The 17,017-nt window shown below is 60.1% G+C and carries 15 protein-coding genes and 1 tRNA gene; 7 read left to right on the plus strand and 9 right to left on the minus strand.

All coding sequences use genetic code 11. The features are described from left to right. The first annotated feature begins 102 nt into the window (after positions 1-102). Entirely contained in the window at positions 103-918 is an 816-nt protein-coding gene (locus ACQZ5K_RS15450) for a lytic murein transglycosylase (RefSeq protein WP_003522625.1), read from the plus strand. A gap of 192 nt (positions 919-1,110) precedes the next feature. Here ACQZ5K_RS15450 and ACQZ5K_RS15455 read toward each other — a convergent pair whose 3' ends face one another. Next, complete coding sequence (locus tag ACQZ5K_RS15455; protein WP_006312112.1) at positions 1,111-1,752, minus strand: carbonic anhydrase; 642 nt, start codon at positions 1,750-1,752, stop codon at positions 1,111-1,113. A gap of 175 nt (positions 1,753-1,927) precedes the next feature. Next, positions 1,928-2,803 carry a pyridoxal kinase PdxY gene (gene pdxY / locus ACQZ5K_RS15460; RefSeq protein ID WP_031233580.1) on the minus strand — a complete coding sequence of 292 codons (876 nt, stop codon included), beginning with the start codon at positions 2,801-2,803 and terminating at the stop codon, positions 1,928-1,930. Between the two features lie 225 nt (positions 2,804-3,028). On the opposite strand from pdxY, the gene ACQZ5K_RS15465 reads away from it, so the two are divergent. Continuing rightward, positions 3,029-4,489 carry a phospholipase D-like domain-containing protein gene (locus tag ACQZ5K_RS15465; RefSeq protein ID WP_448740762.1) on the plus strand — a complete coding sequence of 487 codons (1,461 nt, stop codon included), beginning with the start codon at positions 3,029-3,031 and terminating at the stop codon, positions 4,487-4,489. Positions 4,490-4,538: 49 nt separating this feature from the next. Then, positions 4,539-5,384: an endonuclease/exonuclease/phosphatase family protein gene (locus tag ACQZ5K_RS15470; RefSeq protein WP_080815877.1), complete on the plus strand. Its 846-nt coding sequence runs from the start codon at positions 4,539-4,541 to the stop codon at positions 5,382-5,384. Positions 5,385-5,442: 58 nt separating this feature from the next. Here the strand turns inward: ACQZ5K_RS15470 and ACQZ5K_RS15475 are convergent, their stop codons facing one another. From ACQZ5K_RS15475 to ACQZ5K_RS15490, 4 genes are all read right to left on the minus strand, one after another. Further along, positions 5,443-5,637 (minus strand): hypothetical protein, encoded by a 195-nt coding sequence (locus ACQZ5K_RS15475; protein ID WP_003522620.1) that lies wholly within the window; start codon positions 5,635-5,637, stop codon positions 5,443-5,445. A 291-nt stretch (positions 5,638-5,928) separates the two neighbouring features. After that, positions 5,929-9,123: an efflux RND transporter permease subunit gene (locus ACQZ5K_RS15480; protein WP_003522619.1), complete on the minus strand. Its 3,195-nt coding sequence runs from the start codon at positions 9,121-9,123 to the stop codon at positions 5,929-5,931. A gap of 133 nt (positions 9,124-9,256) precedes the next feature. Beyond that, the gene (locus ACQZ5K_RS15485; protein WP_448740763.1) at positions 9,257-10,447 is read right to left on the minus strand and encodes an efflux RND transporter periplasmic adaptor subunit; all 1,191 of its coding nucleotides are present in this window, start codon (positions 10,445-10,447) and stop codon (positions 9,257-9,259) included. 57 nt (positions 10,448-10,504) lie between these two features. Further along, positions 10,505-11,311: an alpha/beta hydrolase fold domain-containing protein gene (locus ACQZ5K_RS15490; protein WP_003522617.1), complete on the minus strand. Its 807-nt coding sequence runs from the start codon at positions 11,309-11,311 to the stop codon at positions 10,505-10,507. Positions 11,312-11,558: 247 nt separating this feature from the next. Here ACQZ5K_RS15490 and ACQZ5K_RS15495 point away from each other — a divergent pair, with 247 nt between their 5' ends. Continuing rightward, the gene (locus ACQZ5K_RS15495; protein ID WP_003522616.1) at positions 11,559-12,458 is read left to right on the plus strand and encodes a LysR family transcriptional regulator; all 900 of its coding nucleotides are present in this window, start codon (positions 11,559-11,561) and stop codon (positions 12,456-12,458) included. A gap of 9 nt (positions 12,459-12,467) precedes the next feature. Here ACQZ5K_RS15495 and ACQZ5K_RS15500 read toward each other — a convergent pair whose 3' ends face one another. Further along, positions 12,468-13,367: a LysR family transcriptional regulator gene (locus ACQZ5K_RS15500; protein ID WP_003522615.1), complete on the minus strand. Its 900-nt coding sequence runs from the start codon at positions 13,365-13,367 to the stop codon at positions 12,468-12,470. A gap of 161 nt (positions 13,368-13,528) precedes the next feature. On the opposite strand from ACQZ5K_RS15500, the gene ACQZ5K_RS15505 reads away from it, so the two are divergent. Both ACQZ5K_RS15505 and ACQZ5K_RS15510 read left to right on the plus strand, forming a co-directional pair. Next, on the plus strand, positions 13,529-14,710 hold the full coding sequence (locus ACQZ5K_RS15505; protein WP_448740830.1) for an MFS transporter: 1,182 nt from the start codon (positions 13,529-13,531) through the stop codon (positions 14,708-14,710). A gap of 62 nt (positions 14,711-14,772) precedes the next feature. Beyond that, positions 14,773-15,606: an aldo/keto reductase gene (locus ACQZ5K_RS15510; protein ID WP_448740764.1), complete on the plus strand. Its 834-nt coding sequence runs from the start codon at positions 14,773-14,775 to the stop codon at positions 15,604-15,606. A gap of 150 nt (positions 15,607-15,756) precedes the next feature. Here ACQZ5K_RS15510 and ACQZ5K_RS15515 read toward each other — a convergent pair. Further along, positions 15,757-15,831, minus strand: a tRNA-Gly gene (locus ACQZ5K_RS15515). Between the two features lie 386 nt (positions 15,832-16,217). Between ACQZ5K_RS15515 and ACQZ5K_RS15520 the strand changes: the two genes are divergently transcribed. Further along, positions 16,218-16,439 (plus strand): hypothetical protein, encoded by a 222-nt coding sequence (locus tag ACQZ5K_RS15520; RefSeq protein WP_448740765.1) that lies wholly within the window; start codon positions 16,218-16,220, stop codon positions 16,437-16,439. A 78-nt stretch (positions 16,440-16,517) separates the two neighbouring features. Here ACQZ5K_RS15520 and dps read toward each other — a convergent pair whose 3' ends face one another. Continuing rightward, positions 16,518-17,006, minus strand: coding sequence for a DNA starvation/stationary phase protection protein Dps (gene dps / locus ACQZ5K_RS15525; RefSeq protein ID WP_003522611.1), 489 nt, complete (start codon positions 17,004-17,006; stop codon positions 16,518-16,520). Positions 17,007-17,017 lie beyond the last annotated feature (11 nt).

Here is a 17,017-nt window from a genome sequence, read left to right on the forward strand (position 1 = left end):
CAATTTAGGCCGCCAAAAGACAGTTTTGGCACCTGAATCATACAGTATTGACGGTTTGGTTCTCGGGAAAAATTCCCCAAAGGATATCGAAGGCAGATTTTGATGCGGGCAATGAAGGTAATTCTGGCTGGTGTGGCCATGGTTTCGGTTCTGGCAGCGACGCCGGTTATGGCTGCGCAATGCGGCAACACTTCGGCGGGCTTCGATGCCTGGGTCGGCGCCTTCAAGCAGGAAGCGGCGGGCCGCGGCGTCAGCGCCTCGGTACTCGACCGGGCTTTCTCCGGCGTCTCCTACAACCAGGCGACGATCCGCGCAGATCGCGGCCAGCACAGCTTCAAGCTCTCCTTCGAACAGTTCATGCAGAAGCGCGGCGGTCAGACGATCATTTCGCGCGGCAAGACCATGAAGAAGAACAACGCTTCTCTCTTTGCTTCCATCGAGCGCGCCTATGGCGTGCCGGCCGGTCCGCTGCTCGCCATCTGGGGCATGGAAACCGGCTTTGGCGGCTTCATGGGCAACCAGCACACGCTTTCCGCCGTGGCGACGCTCTCCTTCGATTGCCGTCGTTCGGATTATTTCACCGAGCAGCTTTATGCGGCCCTCAAGCTCGTCGGCAGCGGTTCGCTGAACGTCAATGCCAAGGGTGCGGCCCATGGCGAAATCGGCCAGACGCAGTTCCTGCCGCTGAATGTCGTGCGTTACGGCGTGGATTTCGACCGCGACGGCCGTATCGATCTGGTCGGTTCGCGCGCCGATGCGCTGGCTTCCACCGCGAACTTCCTTGTCGGCCATGGCTGGCAGCGTGGCGCCGGTTATCAGCAGGGACAGGCGAATTACGCCGCCATCCAGGGCTGGAACGCCGCAAGCGTCTACCAGCAGGCCATCGCCTTCATCGGCAAGGCGATTGACGGCCAATAAGGTCTTAGGTTTGAAAGGCCTTGTGATAACAAGGCTTTATCCGCATTTTCGACGTCATCCTCGGGCTTGTCCCGAGGATCTGCAACGTTCCGATTTTGTGCGAGGTGGTTAGATCCTCGGGACAAGCCCGAGGATGACGGGAGTTACTGGAGCGGGGCCTAAAAGGTGCCCAATAGTGCAAGCCCGCTTCATTCACAGATCCGGGCGACGAAAATCGCCCGTTTTGCTGTCCATCACCCACAATTCGCCGGTCGAAATATCGAACCATGCGCCGTGCAGCTTCACCTTGCCGGCGGTTTCCTGTGCCTTGACGAAGGGGAAGCCGCGCAGATTGGCGATGGAGTTGCGGATGGAGACGCGTTCCAGTGCCGTCTGCCGCTCGGAGGCGGTCATCACGTCGTTGCTCTGGATTTGCTCGGCCGCTGATTTGACCATGTTCATCCATTTGCCGATGAAATCGCCCGGCGACAGCGGCTCGAGATTGGGATCGAGCGCTGCCTGAATGCCGCCGCAGCGGCCATGGCCCATGACGACGATATCCTTCACCTTCAGAACCTGAACGGCATATTCGATGGCCGCCGAGGTGGCGTGGTACTGCCCGTCCGGCTCGAAGGGCGGTACCATGTTGGCGACGTTGCGGACGACGAAAAGCTCTCCCGGTCCGCAGTCGAAAATGGTTTCCGGCGCGGAGCGGGAGTCACAACAGGCAATGAACAGGGTCTGCGGCTTCTGTCCGGTATCGGCCAGAACGCGGTATCTTTCGCGCTCGTCGACATAGCGGCCGCTCATGAAGTTCTTGTAGCCGTTGAGAAGGGTTTCCGGAAAATCTTTCATCTATCGCAGTACCGTTGTGGTTGGACCGAGATCAAGAAAAGAACTCGGTGCGTTGAAGACCAATCCTTTGGAGCATTTTCGCCTTTCTTCGAACCGCGAAACCGCTCCAACTCCTTGTTTGCCGCATTTCCGGACGGAAAACCGAGGGCCACTTTTCCTGGAAATGCTCTAGCCGCTATTTGCGCTTGCTGCGCGAAGGATGCAAGAGATGGCGCATCTGCACCATGGCCATGGGTGTGGAGAGACTTGAAGAGTCCGTCTCCAGCGTCAGTTCGTTCATGTCGCGTTTTTTGGTGCGCGCCAGAATTTCGAACACGCTGGCGGTTGCGAGCTGCAGCGCCTTTTCGTCATCCATGCCTTCCAGCAGACGGGCGAGGAACAGCGCCGACATCAGATCGCCGAGACCGTTCGGCGCATTCTCAATGGCGCGATGTTCGGCAAGCAGCGCGTGGCGGCCGCTGAGATAAAGATTGCCGGTGCCGCCCGTCATCATCGGCACGGCCGAGGTGACCAGCATTTTCGGTGGGCCCAGCGCGAGCGCTGCATCCATGATGGCATTGTTGGTCTCGAGCTCCGCGCCGCTCATCCAGGCCAGTTCATAACGGTTCGGCGTGGCGACGGTGGCAAGCGGAATGAGGTGATCGCGGATGGCTTCTGCGGTCTCGAGCGGAATGTAAAGCCCGCCCAGATCGCCCATGACGGGATCGCAGGCGTAAATCAGCGACGGGTTCTTTTCCTTCAGATTGCGGATCAGCCGTGCGACGGAGCGCACCTGCGCGGCGCTACCGAAATAACCGGTCAGGACAGCCTTGACCTCGCCGATCCATTTGGCGTTTTCGAGGTCGGTCATGGCCTTGTCGAAATCGTCGTCCTGAAAGCGCATCCGGGTGGAAGGGCCGTGGCCGGGATGCCAGGGCATGACGATGGTGGGCACCGCCCAGACGGGATAACCGAGTGTCTCCAGCGCAAAGACTGCGGCGCGATTGCCAACGGAACCACGCATGACATGGCTGGAAATGACGATGACGGCGCCCTGTGTATTTTCCTGCATCACGGCCTTCTTGCTTTCAAACGAGGCAGAAAGCCCGCAAGTGCACCCCGCCTTGCCACTGCCCAAAGATCAAGATGCGCTCTCATGACATATCGCAAGGCCGGTTTCCACCGTTAATCCCGCAAGGGTCTGTCCCGCAAAAGCATGGCGCGGTCAGGTTCTTTGTCTCTGCCAGCGCTACCTGCCTGTCATTGCGAGATTGCCGAAGTACTCTATAGTTGTACCATGCTCGATCTCGTCATTGCCTATTGGCCGCATATTCTTGCCGTTCTCTCGATTTTGATGGGAACCGTGGCGGCCGTGCATGCCACGATGACGAAGGAGGAGGTCCGCTCCGCGCTAGGTTGGGTCGGCGTCATCGTGCTGTCGCCCATCGTCGGCGCGGTCATCTATGCCATTGCCGGCATCAACCGCATTCGCCGGTCCAGCATCACCCAGCAGCGGTCCTTCATGCAGGACGAGATCATGGATCGCGTGGCGCGTCTGGATGCCAGCGGCGAGACGATAGCCGCACGCTTCGGACGCCGTTTCGAGGCGATGAAGACGCTGGGCGACCGGGTGACGCGCCATGCGCTGACGACCGGCAACGGCATCGAGCCGCTGGTGACGGGGGATGCCGCCTATGCCGCCATGCTGGAGGCCATCGACGAGGCGAAGCGGTCGATCATTCTCGAAACATATATTTTCGACAATGACCGGATCGGCGCCCGCTTTGTCGCGGCGCTCGAAAGGGCGAAGTTTCGCGGCGTGGAGGTGCGGGTGCTGGTGGATGCCGTGGGTGCGCGTTACTCGGTGCCGAGCATCCTGCCGACGCTCAGGGAAAAGGGCATCGTCTGCGATGTCTTTAACGGCAATGTCATCATGGGGCTGCGGCTGCCCTATGCCAATCTGCGCACCCACCGCAAGATCCTCGTGGTGGACGGGCGCATTGCGTTCAGCGGCGGCATGAATATCCGCGAGGGTTTCACCCAGGAATTCGGTGGCGAAAGCCAGTCGCACGACACGCATTTCAAGATCACCGGGCCGGTCGTATCGGATTTTTTCTCCATCGCGGCGGAGGATTGGCGCTTCACGACAAGGGAGCTTCTGGATGCGCCGGTCTGGGATATCGCCATTCCCGATGGCGTGCCGGGTTCGCAGATCGTTGCCCGCGTCTGTTCCTCCGGGCCAGACAAAAGCATCGAGACCAGTCACAAGATGCTGATGGGCGCGTTTTCCGTCGCGCGCTCCTCCATTCTCATCATGTCGCCCTATTTTCTCCCCGATCGGGAGCTTATTTCGGCGCTCATAACCGCAGCAAGGCGGGGAGTCGTGGTGGATATCATCGTGCCGAAAAGCAACAATCTGGTGCTTGTGGACAGGGCGATGACGGCGCAGTTCGACCAGATGCTGAAGAATTATTGCCGCATCTGGCGGGCGACGGGGGCTTTCAATCATTCCAAGCTTCTGGTGATCGACGGGCGCTGGAGCTACATTGGCTCTTCCAATCTCGATCCGCGTTCGCTGCGATTGAACTTTGAGATCGATCTCGAAGTTATGGGTGAGGAATTCGCCGCGACAATCGGCGAGCGCATCCTGGATGCACGGGCAACCGCCTTGCCCGTGCGGCTCAGCGAACTGAATGCGCGGCCATTCGTTGTCCGTTTTGTGGAGCGTGTCCTGTGGCTCGCTTCGCCTTATCTTTAGAGTGCGGTGCGTCCGACAGGGCGCTGCGCGAGACCGGAGGCATCGACGCGTGAAAAAGAACGGTTTGCTGGATGATGAAAAAACGGCTTTGACGAAAAACACCAGCCTGTCCGCCTTCGTCATGCAGTCGTTGCGCGACCGTCGCCAGCGCCAGAATGCCGCGCCAGCGACGAAAGATCATTCCTTCCCCGTCATCGCCTCCTACAATGTGCATAAATGCGTCGGCCGTGACCGCAAGTTCGATCCCGATCGCACCAGCCGCGTCATTCAGGAAATCGGCGCTGACATCATCGCCCTTCAGGAAGCGGATAGCCGTTTCGGAGAGCGTACCGGCCTGCTCGATCTCGCGCGGCTGGAGCGGGAAAGCGGCCTCATCCCCGTGCCCGTGCAGGCCGGCGTGAAGGCGCATGGCTGGCACGGCAATGTCGTGCTGTTCAAGGAAGGGGCGGTGAGGGATGTGCATACGCTGAAATTGCCGGGGCTGGAGCCGCGCGGCGCGCTCGTCGTGGAGCTGGATCTGAAAAGTGGCGGCACGCTGCGGGTCATCGCCGCCCATTTCGGGCTTCTCAGACATTCCCGCGCCCAGCAGGCGAAAGCGTTGATCGGCCTTCTGGAAGCACGCAACGAATGCGCGACCATCCTCATGGGAGACCTGAACGAATGGCGTCTCGGCAACGGGTCGTCGCTCAATACGTTCAGGGATGCGTTTGGCGCCTTGCCGCCGGCGGTGCCGAGCTTTCCGTCCAACCTGCCGGTGCTGGCGCTCGACAGGATCATCGCCAATCGTGAAGGACTGATAGAGCAGGTGGAGGCGCATGACAGCGCACTGGCGCGCATCGCCTCGGATCATCTGCCGCTGAAGGCCGCGGTGCGGACCGACCTGCTTCCGGCCTGATACCGCTGCGGAAGATATGCCGCAAGCAAGAGACCGGACCCAGGCAAGGGGGAAGTCGTTACGCTGCCGTCAGATGGCTGCGCGAACGGGCTTCCAGCAATGATGTGCGAATGGCTTCCATCAGCCGCTCACGGTTGTTTCTGGTCTTGCTTCTGTCCAGGTTCTGCGCGGAAAGCGCCAGATCCAGACCTTCATGCATCACTATCGAATAGGCAACGGTCGTTGCCCAGTTTTCGTATTCCTGCTCCATCATGCAGCCCCTGAACTAAATCATTTAGTCCGAATCACCCTGTTCTTGAGAATTTACCACAAAATACAAAGCATAAAATAGCATCGTTTCTTGCAGCTTCGTCGAGTTGGTGCGGATATATTGATTTTTGACAGGTTCAATGCGGGACAATATAGGTGATTTTCCCGCTTAAGCATTTGAAACTGATTCTATTTCAGTGGAGTCGCATAGACGTTTCCAGCCATAAAAAACGCCGCGCATCGGGGGATGCGCGGCGGGCTTGCTTCGAAGGTGGCGGTGGATGGGAGTGCGGTCTCAGCCGGCTTTTTCGAGCTTGTAGTCCGAATTGGCCGGTTCGTCCTGCTTGTGCTGGATGAGCGGACGATTGCCCGCCAGCCTACGCACCAGCACGTAGAAGACCGGTGTCATGAAGATGCCAAAGAACGTTACGCCGATCATGCCGGAGAACACCGCGACACCCATGGCCGCACGCATTTCCGCACCTGCACCGGTGGAGACGACCAGCGGCACCACGCCCATGATGAAGGCAAGCGATGTCATCAGGATCGGGCGCAGGCGAAGCCGGCTTGCCTCGATGGCCGCCTGAAGCGGCGTTCGTCCTTCGAATTCCAGCTCCCGGGCGAATTCCACGATCAGGATCGCGTTCTTCGCCGAGAGACCGACAAGGACGACAAGGCCGATCTGCGTAAAGATGTTGTTATCCCCTCCCGTCAGCCAGACACCCGTGAGGGCCGCAAGCACACCGAGCGGGACGATCAGAATGATCGCAATCGGCAAGGTGAGGCTTTCATATTGCGCGGCGAGCACGAGATAGACGAGCAGCAGCGCCAAGGGGAAGACCACGATGCTGGAATTGCCGGCCAGAATCTGCTGGTAGGTCAGGTCCGTCCATTCGTAGTCGACACCGGCGGGCAGGGTTTCGGCAAGGATTTTTTCAATCGCCGCCTGCGCCTGTCCCGAGGAGAAGCCCGGCGCCGGACCGCCGTTGATATCGGCCGCAAGGAAGCCGTTATAACGGTTGGTGCGCTCCGGCCCCGTCGTCGCATTTACCTTCAAGAGCGTCGACAGCGGGATCATCTGACCCGATGCGGAGCGAACCTTCAGGCGACCGATATCTTCGGCATGGGCGCGGAACTGGGAATCCGCCTGAACCCGCACGCTGTATGTCCGTCCGAAAGCATTGAAGTCGTTGACATAGAGCGAGCCGAGATAAATCTGGAGCGTCTGGAAGACGTCGCTGACGGAAACGCCCAGCTGTTCCGCCTTGGCGCGGTCGAGATCGGCGAAGAGCTGCGGCACGTTGATCTGGTAGCTGGAGAAGATGCCTGCGAGTTCCGGCGTCTGATAGGCCTTGCCGATCACTGCCTTCGTCGCTTCATCGAGCGTCTGGTAGCCGTAGCCGGCGCGGTCTTCGATCTGCAGCTTGAAGCCGCCCGTCTGGCCGAGACCGTTTACCGGCGGCGGCGGGAACATGGCGATGAAGGCATCCTGAATGCCCGCATATTTCTGGTTCAGCTGCATGGCGATGGCGCCGCCGGACAGTTCCGGTGTCTTGCGTTTTTCGAAGTCATCGAGAACCGCAAAGACGATGCCGGAATTGGAGCCGATGGTGAAGCCGTTGATCGACAGGCCCGGGAAGGCGATGGCGTGGCTGACGCCGGGTGTTTCGAGCGCGATGTCGCTCATCCGCTTGATGACGCTTTCCGTGCGGTCGAGCGTTGCGCCGTCCGGAAGCTGGGCGAAGCCGATCAGGTACTGCTTGTCCTGCGCCGGCACGAAGCCGCTCGGGACGGTGGTGAACATGCCGTAAGTGGCGGCCACCAGCGCCATATAGACCATCATGACAAGGCTCTTACGCGTCACCAGCCCGCCCACGGTCTTGCCATAGCCGTTGGAGGCGGCACCGAAGGCGCGGTTGAAGCCGCGGAAGAACCAGCCGAGGATTTTATCCATGAAGCGGGTCAGCCAGTCTTTCGGTGCGCCGTGTTCCTTCAGCAGCAGGGCTGCAAGAGCGGGCGACAGCGTCAGCGAGTTGATGGCCGAAATGACGGTGGATATGGCGATGGTCAGTGCGAACTGCCGGTAGAACTGGCCGGACAGGCCAGAGATGAAGGCAAGCGGCACGAAGACCGCGACCAGAACCAGCGCGATCGCGATGATCGGCCCGGACACTTCCCGCATCGCCTTATAGGTGGCGTCACGCGGCGAGAGCCCGTTTTCGATGTTTCGTTCGACGTTTTCGACGACCACGATCGCGTCATCCACCACGATGCCGATGGCGAGCACGAGCCCGAACAACGTCAGCGCGTTGATGGAGAAACCGAAGGCATACATGACGGCGAAGGTGCCGATGATCGAGACCGGAACGGCGATCAGCGGAATGATCGAGGCGCGCCATGTCTGCAGGAAGAGGATGACGACGAGCACCACGAGGCCAACGGCCTCGAGGAGTGTATCGACAACCTTCTCGATGGAGGAGCGCACGAATTTCGTCGTGTCGTAGACGATCTCGTATTTCACACCGTCAGGCATTGCCAGCTGCAGATTGTCCATCGTGGCGCGGACATTGTCGGCGATTTCGATGGCGTTGGAGCCGGGGGCCTGAAGCACCGCGACAGCCACGGCGGGTTCGCCGTCCAGCAGCGAACGCAGCGTGTAATCGGCCGCACCGAGTTCGATGCGGGCGACATCGCGCAGGCGGGTGATTTCACCGTTGGCGCCGCTCTTGACGATGATGTTGCCGAATTCCTCCGGCGTCGTCAGACGGCCCTGCGCATTGACGTTGAGCTGCAGGTCGACGCCGTTCGGGCTTGGGGAAGCGCCGATGACGCCGGCAGCGGCCTGAACGTTCTGCTGGCGGATGGCGTCGGAAACGTCGCTGGCTGCCAGATCGTGCTCGGCGACTTTCTGCGGGTCGAGCCAGACGCGCATGGAATAGTCACCTGCGCCGAAGACCTGAACCTGGCCGACACCTTCGATGCGGGCAAGCCGGTCCTTGACGTTCAGCGTAGCGTAGTTACGCAGATAGGTGATGTCATAGGCGTCGGTCTTCGAGACGAGATTGACGACCATGATGAAGTCGGGTGAGCTCTTGACGGTGGTGATGCCGAGTGCGCGGACTTCCGCCGGTAGGCGCGGTTCGGCCTGCGACACGCGGTTCTGCACAAGCTGCTGCGCCTTGTCGGGATCTGTGCCGAGCTTGAAGGTCACGGTCAGCGTCAGCACGCCGTCGGACGTTGCCTGGCTGCCCATATAAAGCATGTCCTCGACGCCGTTGATCTGTTCTTCGAGCGGCGTTGCAACGGTTTCAGCGATAACGGTCGGGTTCGCACCGGGATAGGTGGCGCGCACGACGACGGATGGCGGAACGACTTCGGGATATTCCGAAATCGGCAGGGCGCGCATGCCAAGAAGGCCTGCCACCACAATCAGGATCGACAAGACGCCGGCGAATACCGGCCGGTCGACAAAAAATCTGGAAATATTCATATCCAGTCCCTCTCCGGGTATATTTTGGAATGCGAAGGCCGCTCCGGCGGCAATCCTGCCGCCGGTGAAGGCCGGTTCTGTCTGAATGCGCGTCTCGCGAAAGTGCGGGACGCTTACTGATCAAAGAGGTGGGTTACTGCGAGGCAGCAACCTTGTCTTCCGCCTGCGGTGCAATGGTCGCACCGGGGCGAATGCGCTGCAGGCCGTTGACGACGATCGTATCACCGGCGGCAAGGCCGCTTTCGATGATGCGCTGGCCATCGGCCGGTGCGCCCGGCTTGATCTGGCGGTAGCTCACCTTGTTTTCGGCATCGACCACGAAGACGAAGCGCTTGTCCTGATCCGTGCCGATGGCCCGGTCGCTGATGACGATGCGGTTTTCCGGCTTCGGTTCACCCATGCGCACCCGCACGAACTGGCCCGGAATGAGCCTGCCGTCCGGATTTTCGAAGACGGCGCGGACACCGATGGTGCCGCTTGCCGAATCCACCTGGTTGTCGATCAGGTGCAGCGTGCCCTTGATCGGCGTGCCTTCATCCGAAAGGGTGCCGATTTCCACCGGGATCTGTTCGAGGGCGGGCAGGGCGCCATCCGTCTGCGGCAGTTCGGCAAGCGCCTTGGCCACTACGCCTTCGCTGGCGTTGAAGCTGGCATAGATCGGGTTGACCGATACCAGTGTCGTGAGCGCCGGCGAGGTCGAGCCGGCGGCGACGAGGTTGCCGGCGGTGATTTCGATGCGGCCGACGCGGCCGGAAACCGGGGCGAGGATTTCGGTATAACCGAGATCGAGCTGAGCCGTGGTCAGGGCTGCGCGGGCGGCGCGAAGCTGGGCTTCGGCATCCGCAAACGAGCTTTGACGCTGGTCGAGATCGCTCTGGGAGATGGTGCGATTGTCGGAAAGCCTGCGGCCACGGTCGAGTTCCGTTTTGGCAAGGCTGACCTTGGCTTCGGCCGAAGCGACCTGGCCTTCAGCACCCGCAACGGCGGCCTGATAAGGGGCCGGGTCGATGGTGAAGAGAGGATCGCCTTCCTTCACCAGCGCGCCTTCGCGGAAATGTACGGCCTTGATCTGGCCGGCGACGCGGGAGCGGATCTGCACCCGGTCAACGGCTTCGAGACGGCCGGAAAACTCTTCCCAGCGCATGACGTCGCGGCTTTCCACCTTGGCGACGGTAACCGGGATTGCCGGTGTTTCGACAGGCGTGGAGGCTGCCGTTGCATCGCGGCTGGTGGGGAGGTCGAAAAACAGTGCTGCTGCTGCAACGGACATGGCAAGTCCGATGCCGGCACCCGTCAGGGCCCGGCGCTTTGTGTTCAGCGTCATGGGTATCTCCTTGGCCCCCCGATCGGGAGCAGGTCGTTCATAAATAAATGCGAATTTTCAGTGTTTTAACTGGTCAACGAAAGTCTTGAACTCCGAACAGACGGAGGAAACCCATCCGCCGCCCTCTCCTTGATAAAGCCCCGTCCAGCCGACGCCGGCGGGGAAAACATGCTGCCTAACGCTGACACCCGAGGCGATGAGCCTGTCGGCATAACCGACCGTTTCGTCGCGCAGAGGGTCGTCCTCGGCGGTAAAGATCAGCGCCGGCGCCACCCGGTTCAGCCGCGTGCACTGGCAGGGCGCGGCATAGGGGTGAAAAAACCCGCACGCCTTGGCAAGGTAATGGCTCCAGCCATCGGCCCAGCGCTGGCGCATGCCGATCCTGTCCGCATCGCGGAAGGATTCCGTCGTCATCATCGGGTCGATCATGGGCGACAGAAGAATCTGGCCTGCGAGTTTGCCCGGCATGCGGTCACGGGCCTTCAAGGCAAGCCCCGCCGCCACATTGCCGCCAGCCTCTTCGCCGGCCACGAACAGCAGCGATTTCGCGCCGCCATAATGCTTGCGGTCCCGGCTCAGATGATCGAGCGCCTCATAGGCGCAATCGATGACCATCGGAAACTCGTTACCGGACGGCTTGCTATAGTCGGCTTCCACGACCACTGCGCCGCTTTCCGCAAGCGCGCGGGCCACCGGAAGCTCGGGGCAATTGCCGCCCGGCTCAAGGCCGGGTTCCAGAAACGATCCGCCGCGCAGATAAAGCACGACAGGCGGATGGCTGCAGAGGCAGGAACCTTCATAACGGCGCACGGAGAGCTTCGACGCGGACGTCTCGCTACCCATATTTTCCCAATGCGCGTTCATGAACCCAGATCCTTTGCGCCGCCACTTAAAGCGCGTCGCGATCTTCTGGATAGCACCTGCGCTTTAAGTCTTTACCTTGCCGCATGTCGTCACCGCAAAACCGCCGCGCACTTTTGCGCGACATGCTCGAGACGGATCATATTGCAAAATCTGAAATCCATATTATTGTTCGGATCGAAACGATCAAGCATGCAAATTTGAAAACACTATTCCGAAATCACGGATAATCATATCTCCGAGGCAGTGAATGGATCAGCTCTCCGCCATGCGGGTTTTTACGCGGGTCGTGGAAACCGGCAATTTCAGCCGCGCCGCCACCGCGCTGAACATGCCGAAAACCACTGTCACCAATATGGTGCAGGCGCTGGAGGCGCATTTGCACACCACACTTCTCAACCGCACCACGCGCCGGGTTATGCTGACAACGGACGGCGCTCTCTATTATGAGCGGGCCTCACAGATTTTATCGGAAATCGAAGAACTTGACGGCAGCATGTCCAGCGCACAGGTGCAGCCCTCCGGTCGGTTGCGGGTGGAAATGGCCGGTGTCTTCGCGGACCTGGTGGTTATCCCACATCTTTGCGAATTTTACCAGCGTTATCCGCAAATCCGTCTCGATCTCGGTGTCGGCGACCGTCTGGTCGATTATATCGCGGAGAATGTCGACTGTGCGCTGCGGGTCGGCGTGCTGCGCGATCAGTCGCTGATTGCCCGTAAAGTGGGCGAACTCCGGTTCGAGACATTCGCCTCGCCATCCTACATCGAAAATTTCGGCATGCCGCAAGAACCGGAGGATCTGGAGAAGGAGCATTATTCGGTGGGCTACCTCAACGCCACCACCGGCCAGATCATGCCGGCCTCCTTTGACAACGGCGTGCGCAGCGTCGAGCTGACCCCGAATTATGTCGTCTCGGTCAATGACAGCCGTACCTATCTCAATGCGGCGCTGGCCGGCATGGGCATCGTGCAGCTTCCCGTTTTCATGGTGAAGGATGCGCTTTCGCGGGGAGAACTGGTGCCGGTGCTTTCCGAATGGCGGCGCGAGGCCATGCCGATCTATGTGGTCTATCCCCAGACCCGGCATGTAACCAACAAGGTCCGCGTTTTTGTCGACTGGCTGGCCAAGCTGGTGCACGGCCTGGTGTGAGGCGGCCAGTCACCGCCCGACCCTTGCTGCGACAAAATCGATGAAGGCGCGAACGCGGGCGGCCAGGTGTTCGTGACCGGCATAAACCGCGTGGATCACTTCCATCTCCTCGGCATTGTAGTCTTCCAGAACCGGCACGAGCAGGCCCGCCTCGATATCCGGCTCGATATGAAATTCGCCGACCCTTCCCAGTCCCAGGCCCGTCAGGCAGAGCCTTCGCATGGCCATGCCGCTGTTGACCGAAACGTTGCCCGTTACGGGCAGTCGGTAGACTTCCGCAGAGCCGGGGTTGCGAAACGGCCATTCGTTGAGGCTGCGGCTGAAATTGAAGCTGAAGCAATTGTGCCGCGCCAGATCCTGCGGTGTTTCCGGCATGCCGTGTCGTTCGATATAGGCGGGGGAGGCGACGATGACGCGACGGACTTCCTTCAGCTTTCTCGCCTTCAGGGATGAATCTCCCATCGCGCCCGAGCGGATGGCGATATCGGTGCGTTCCTCTATCAGGCTGATGACGCCGTCGGTCAGTGAGATATCCAGCTCGATTTCCGGATAAAGCGACAAAAATTCCGGCGCAAGCGGCAGGAGATAACGTTCGCCGAAGCCCAGCGTGGCGTTGACGCGCAAAAGGCCGCGCGGCACCACTTTGCCGCCGCTCGCCACGATCTGCTCGGTCTCGGCTATGTCGGCGAGAATGCGCCTTGCCCGCGCAAGATAGACTTCGCCCTCCGGTGTGAGCGTGACAAGCCGGGTGGAGCGGGCAAGCAGCCGGGTGCCAAGGCGGTCTTCGATACGGGTGACGAGCTTGCTCACCGCCGAGGGTGAAAGCTTCAGCCTGCGCCCGGCGGCGGAAAAACTGCCGAGCTCCGCCGCCGCCACGAAGACTTCCATTTCTCCGGCCCGATTGTCCATCGTCGCACCACCTGTGAAATCAATTCAAAGGTATTTATCCGACCTTGCCGATTATCATGCAAGTCCCCTTCGCCCATATTGCATCCATAAATTTGATCCAACCGGACGGCGTCGCCGTCCAGAACGCCCGCGATCCCGCTCCGGGCGAAGAGGTATTCGTCATGCCATTGGCCATATTTGCCCTGACGATCGCGGCCTATGCGATCGGCACCACGGAGTTCGTGATTGTCGGTCTTCTGCCGACGGTCGCGACCGATCTCAACATTACCCTGCCGCTTGCCGGCCTCATCGTCAGCGTTTATGCGCTGGGCGTCACCTTCGGTGCGCCGATCCTGACGGCGCTGACCGGCAGGATCGAAAGAAAGCCGCTGCTGCTCGGCCTGATGGCCCTGTTCATCATCGGCAACAGCGCTGCGGCCCTGTCGCCCAGCTATGAGATGCTGCTTGTCGCCCGCGTCATCGCCGCCTTCGCCCATGGCGTCTTCTTCTCGGTCGGCTCCACCATCGCCGCCGATCTCGTGCCGGAAAATCGCCGCGCCTCGGCCATTGCCATGATGTTCATGGGGCTGACGGTCGCCATCGTCACCGGCGTTCCGCTTGGCACCTATATCGGGCAGGTCTTCGGCTGGCGTGCGACCTTCTGGGTCGTTGCCGCCCTCGGCGTCATCGCCTTCTTCGGCATTGCCACGCTTCTGCCGAACACGCTCAAGAAGGCGCCGCCGGCGAGCCTCTTCGATCAGGTCCGTGTTCTCGGCTCCGGTCGCCTGCTCATCGTTTTCGCCATGACCGCGCTCGGTTACGGCGGCACCTTCGTCGCCTTCACCTTCCTTGCGCCGATCCTGCAGGATGTCACCGGCTTTTCCGAAAAGAGCGTCAGCCTGATCCTCGTGCTTTATGGCATCGCCATTGCGGCCGGCAATATTGGCGGCGGCAGGATCGCCAACCATAACCCGGCCAGGGCGCTGATCGGCCTCTTCCTGGCGCAGGCCATCGTGCTGCTCGTCTTTTCCTTCACCGCCTTCTCCCCGGTGCTGACGCTCATCACGCTTGCCGCGCTCGGCTTCCTGTCCTTCGCCAATGTTCCCGGCCTGCAGCTTTATGTGGTGCAGCTTGCCAAGGAACATCGCCCCGGCGCCGTCGATGTCGCCTCGGCGCTCAACATCGCCGCTTTCAACCTCGGCATCGCCATTGGCGCATGGCTTGGCGGTCTGGTGGTGGAATCACCGATGGGGCTTGCCGCAACCCCGTGGGTCGGCGCCATTCTCGTCGCCGTGGCCCTGCTCTTGACCCTCTGGAGCAGCGCGCTCGACCGCCGCGCCGCGCTGACCCTGAAAACCGCCTGAACTTTTCATAAAATTCCCGGCCGATCCCCAAGTCGGCCGGGTCACTTCAAAGGAGAAAATATATGTTTGATGTCACCGCAAATGGCGCTTCGATCCCGGCACTGGGTTTCGGCACGTTTCGTATTCCCGGTGCCGATGTGCTGCGCATCGTTCCCCATGCGCTGAAAGCCGGTTTCCGCCATATCGATACCGCCCAGATCTACGGCAATGAGGCCGAAGTCGGGGAAGCCATCGCTGCCTCCGGTGTGGCGCGGGGCGGCGTGTTTCTGACCACCAAGGTCTGGGTCGAAAACTACAGGCACGATGCCTTCCTCGTCTCCGTGGATGAGAGCCTGAAAAAGCTGAAGACCGATTATGTCGACCTGCTGCTGCTGCATTGGCCGAACGAGGCGGTTTCGCTTGCCGAACAGATCGGCGCGCTGAACGCGGTGAAGGAAGCCGGCAAGGTTCGCCATATCGGCGTTTCCAATTTCAGCACGGCGCTGATGGTCGAGGCGGTGAAGCTGTCCAAGGCCCCGATCGTGACCAACCAGATCGAATACCACCCCTATATCGATCAGGACGTGGTTATCGCCGCGGCGAAGGCTGCCGGCATGTCGGTGACGGGTTATTACGGCATGGCCGATGGCAAGGTGTTTAACGATCCGGTGCTGAAGGAAATCGCCGCAGGCCGTGGCAAGTCGGTGGCGCAGGTGGTACTACGCTGGCTCGTGCAGCAGCAGGGTGTCATCGCACTGTCGAAGACGGTCAGCGAAGCCCGCGTCGATGAAAATCTCGCCATCTTCGATTTCGAGCTTTCCGCCGATGAAATGGCGGCGATCCGCGCGCTTGCGAGACCGGATGGCCGTATCGTTTCACCGGAAGGGCTTGCACCCGTCTGGGACAAGGCCGCCTGATAATAAGAGCCGGGGAGGGAACGCCCTTCCCGGTTTGCCCATGCGTGGAAAATCCTTGCGCATTTCGCACGGCGATGCGCGTCACAGCCCATGGAAACGACGCGTCTCACATCGGGTGCAGTGAAGATTTATCTGCCTGTTCTGGAAATTTGGAGCGGGCGAAGGGATTTGAACCCTCGACCCCAACCTTGGCAAGGTTGTGCTCTACCCCTGAGCTACACCCGCTCAAATCCACCGGTCCGGGGTAGTTCGCTGAACCGTGGGCCGCCGAAGCGGCGACGGGTGCTATATCGCTCAATCGTTTTTGGAATGCAACAGTTTCTTTTGCGGTTTCGGTGGAAATCCGCCTGTGTGCGGATTTATCCGAAATCTGGCGGTCATCACGGGCTGACGACCAGGGAATTTCCGTTGAAGATATTGTTTCAGCTGGTTTTTATCCCCCTGCCATGGGGGTGGCGGTCGGCGGGAATGCCAGAAAATAACCTATTTACATTTGGTTAAAATCTGATTCGACAAGTGATTCGTTCGGGTGTACAAATTCCCTGTCCACAAGAAAAATCGAAACGATATTGGGAACGATACTTGGCATATCATCATCGGGAGGATGAGCCTTGTCGTACGCAGCTTTTGAACGGGTTGGCGCACAATTGTCGCCGGAGCAGATCTCCGATCTGCAGACTATTTTCGATGGCGTATGTTTCGAATGCTTTCAAGACCGCAGCAGCCATGTTGCCAATGAGTGCGCGGCAGTTTTGATCCGTAGCGCCCAGCGCGGCATTCTCGACCATGAGATGTTGCGCGATATCGGTCTTGCGGTTTTACGTCGGCACTGATTGCGCCATATGACAATAAAAAAGCGCCCGAGCATCTCGGGCGCTTTCGTGTGTGTTGTGGCGGGAGCCGCTTCCGGCTCAGCTCTTTTCCTGCACATGCGCTTCGAGGAACCAGAGCGACTTGTCGAGATCGCGCGAGGCGGCGGTGAAGATATCCGCCGTCGTCGGGTCGCCCGCCTCGTCGGAATCGTCGATAGCCTTGCGGATCATGTTCGCGACTTCGCCATAACGCTCGATCAGTTCGTCCAGATGGTCGTGGATCTTGTAGATGTCGGTGGGATAGGCCTTGAGCTTCGTCGTCGAGGAGACGGATTGCAGGCTGCCGAGCGCAGTGCCGCCAAGCTGGACAACACGCTCGGCAATCGTATCGCCATGATTGTCGAGCTGGGTGCGGAAAGTGTCGAGAAGTTCATGCACGGCGATGAATTGCGGGCCCTTGAGGTTCCAGTGCGCCTGCTTGGTGATGAGTGCAAGGTCGATTACCGAGGCGAGCGATTCGTTGAGAATGCCGATCACGGTCGACTTGGCGTTGGAAGGCAGGTCGTTCTTCGTCTTGTGCGTCTTCATCGATGTCTCCT

The sequence above is a fragment of the Agrobacterium sp. 22-226-1 genome, assembly GCF_053522345.1.